2 protein-coding genes are annotated in these 3,040 nt (G+C 61.7%); one reads left to right on the top strand and one right to left on the bottom strand.

Annotated elements, in window-relative coordinates; translation table 11 throughout:
- Positions 1–1,071: 1,071 nt before the first annotated feature.
- Entirely contained in the window at positions 1,072–1,557 is a 486-nt protein-coding gene (locus tag GV044_RS19310; RefSeq protein WP_159873978.1) for a UrcA family protein, read from the bottom strand.
- On the opposite strand from GV044_RS19310, the gene GV044_RS19305 reads away from it, so the two are divergent.
- On the top strand, positions 1,522–3,040 hold a 1,519-nt coding region (locus tag GV044_RS19305), incomplete at its 3' end, for a winged helix-turn-helix domain-containing protein (protein WP_201299164.1). The two genes, GV044_RS19310 and GV044_RS19305, sit on opposite strands and share 36 nt — an antisense overlap.

The following is a 3,040-nucleotide window of genomic DNA, read 5'->3' as shown; positions in this document are numbered from 1 at the left end:
CGGCCGCGCAATGGAGTTTTCCGCTGCGGGTGAGCGGCGGCTCGTTTGTGAGAGCCAGCTGAAATGCTAGGCGTCCAATCAACCGTGTAAAGCCGATATGTAGGTCAACCTAGGACTAACGCGCGCCGTTTAAAGTCGAGGTCAGTTGGAAGCTTCGTCGCCGGGGCCGCGCTCACCCGTATCTATCAGAAGATACCCGTCCCTGTGACATCTTGCGGGCGCCGACACCGCGGGTTTGCCACGGCGCAGGCGGCCCCAAGTCGCTTGCGTCTGCGCATCTAAGCGAGTGGAGTGACCGCCCGCTCCGGTCTCTGATCCGAGTCACGGTTTGCGTCGAAAAGACCAAACCAGGGCGGAAATGCTGGTGACCAGCGTAGATAAGGCAACAAGGCAGGCAGGAACCATGGTCATCATCGGACGACTCCTCTCTGCCGTCTCCTAACCGTTCTGGTTCTCTGTAGGAAAGTTTTATCTCTCGTGTGCGGCTTAGCGCAGCTGCAGAGCAGGCGGCTTCGAACGCAAAGGCGGCAAGCCGTAGCTGCTCTTCAATCGATGAAGACTTATGTGCCGTATCACCCGGTGCGCTCACTGCCGTAAACAAGGCCTACATTGGCGGCTTGAGTCGTCATCGGCGGCCGACACGCCGACAACCTGCCCGCGAGCGATCCTGGGAATCCAAATGCGGACGTTCACAGCAACTTGCTTGCTTTGCAACTTCGGACGCTCATTCATGGCCATCTACCCGGCATTCACGCGGTCGGGTATGTCGTTCGAGGTAACGGCCTCCACCGTCAGTTGATGCATTGATCGAACCGACATTCCAAAACACGACACGCCGGAAGCGCCACTTTTGGGCATGCACTCACCTCCTTTTGAAGCCTGGCGCCGAGAATCTCGCAGCCATTCCCTCCAACCACATGATCACGCGCGGGTGTTGTTCTTTCCTACAAGCGGCTCGCTCGGCGCGATGCGCTTCGCCGTGACTTGAACCCATCACGCGCGGATCCACGCCGTGCACCCGCACGCTCGCATGCAGCCGTTTCAAAGCCAGAAGGTAGGGCAAAGCTCGTCTTAGTGCTGGGCCATTTTTGTGAACTTGCTCTCGGCCATGGCGAGGCGCAGCGCAGAAGCTTGGGGCTGGAGGCTGGTGGTCTCTACCGTGGCGGCGACGCAGTCGCGCTTATCAAAGCGATCGCGACAAAGCTGGTTTGCACTGCGGGTGACTCGAGCCAGAAGCTCGGCTCGTCCAGCGGCACTGTTCAGGTCGAGTTCGCTGTAGTAAACGTGGAAGCTGTCGTTGCCGACCTGCCAAGAGTGATCCTTGGCGGCAACTTGCGGGGCAGAAGTCATGAGGGCGACGGCGGCACATGTCGCGGCGAGGTGGACTTTGAACATCGGCATTTCCCTTGCGAGGGTCGCGAGCTTCAGCGCCGCGACCACGCATGGACAGTGCCTTTGGTTCGGCCTGACCAGGAGGATGAGCAGGCGAGCGGCACCGGATGAAACACCGATGATGTTCTGATGAGCGACGCTGCGGCACCAATCGAGCTGGCGCACGAGCCTCCCTACACGATTGGCCCGCTTCGAATCTGTCCGTCCACGCGCGAGTTGGTGCGGGGCGATGCGACGGAAGTGCTTGAGCCACGCGTCATGCAAGTCTTGGTTGCCCTATACCGGGCCGGTGGAGCGATTCTCAGCCGCGACGACCTGACGCGTAGCTGTTGGGCTGGGCGTGCCGTCGGCGAGGACGCGATCAACCGGGTGATTTCTCGTTTGCGGCGGGCCGCCGAAGGCATCGGCGGTGGCGTTTTCCGCATCGAGACCGTCACCAAAGTAGGTTATCGATTGGTGGAGCTCGATCGAGCTGAGGCAGGACCCGCGATTGTAGAAATCCCCCTTGAGCAAACCGCTCCACCCACGGTCGTCGCACCCGGACCGGCATCCCGACGCAAGCTGCTCGCATCAGGCGTGGGTGCCGCGGCGATCGCCATGGCGGCTGGTGGCTGGCGGTGGGCGTACCTGCGCAGGAGTTCGGTCCCGCCCGACTACGTTGCTGCGCTGATGACGCAGGCCGAGCTGGCGCTGGCTCAAGATAATCGAGAAGGACAGAACCAGGCCATCGGCTTGTACCAGCAGGTAACAACCAACGAACCCGACTACCCGGACGGCTGGGGAGCATTGGCGTTTGCGTATGCGTTCAGCGCCGCCTACCGGCCCGCAAGCGAGACTGTCGCATTTCGTCAGCGCGCGCGTGCGGTGGCAGCCCGCGCACTCAAGCTGGATCCAACCAACGCCTTTGGACGAGTCGCAAACGCGATCTCAGAACCGATCATTGGCAGGTGGTTCGAAGCAGAGCAGGTTCTGCGCGAAGCGCTGCAAACGCATCCGGACAATCAGTGGCTCTTGACCGCCCTCGCGCGTCTGCTGGGCGGAGTAGGCCGCAGCCGCGATTCGGCAGAGGCTACCGACATTCTCGCGCGTCTACAGCCGCCAAACCCCAACTTGATGTTCACGCGCATCCTCCAGCTTTGCGCGGCTGAACGGCAGGACGAAGCCGACCAAGTGATGGCGCAAGGCGCACGCCTGTTCCCGACGCACTTTGCGGTCTGGTTTGCCCGCTTCTACGCTCTGCTTTATAGCGGCCGCCCCACCGCAGCGCTCGCGATGGTGGCGGATCGCAGCACGTGGCCGACAGGAATACCCGAAGCTGAGATAGCCTATGTCTCTCGTGTCGCTGCCGCGGCGCAGACGCGCGATCCTGCGGCGATCTCGGCCGTACTGACCGAAAGCCTTGCCAGGGCACACCAAGGTACAGGCCACGCAGAAAACGCCATGTGCTTCGCTTGCCTATTTGGCGCCGTCGACCAGGCATTCGACATAGCACAGGCATACTACCTGAGTCGTGGCTGGATGGTCCCAGACGTTCGCTTCTCGGCCGCGCAGGGCTCCTATTTAGCCCGAAAGGATCGGCTCACACATTATCTGTTCTACCCGGCAACCGCGCCGCTCCGCGGTGACGCTCGGTTTGCCGGCCTGGTTC

This window comes from Novosphingobium sp. 9U, assembly GCF_902506425.1.
In the GTDB taxonomy this organism is placed as follows: Bacteria; Pseudomonadota; Alphaproteobacteria; order Sphingomonadales; family Sphingomonadaceae; genus Novosphingobium.
The sequence above is the reverse complement of the archived record's forward strand: the minus strand, read 5'-3'. Positions and strand labels throughout refer to the sequence as shown.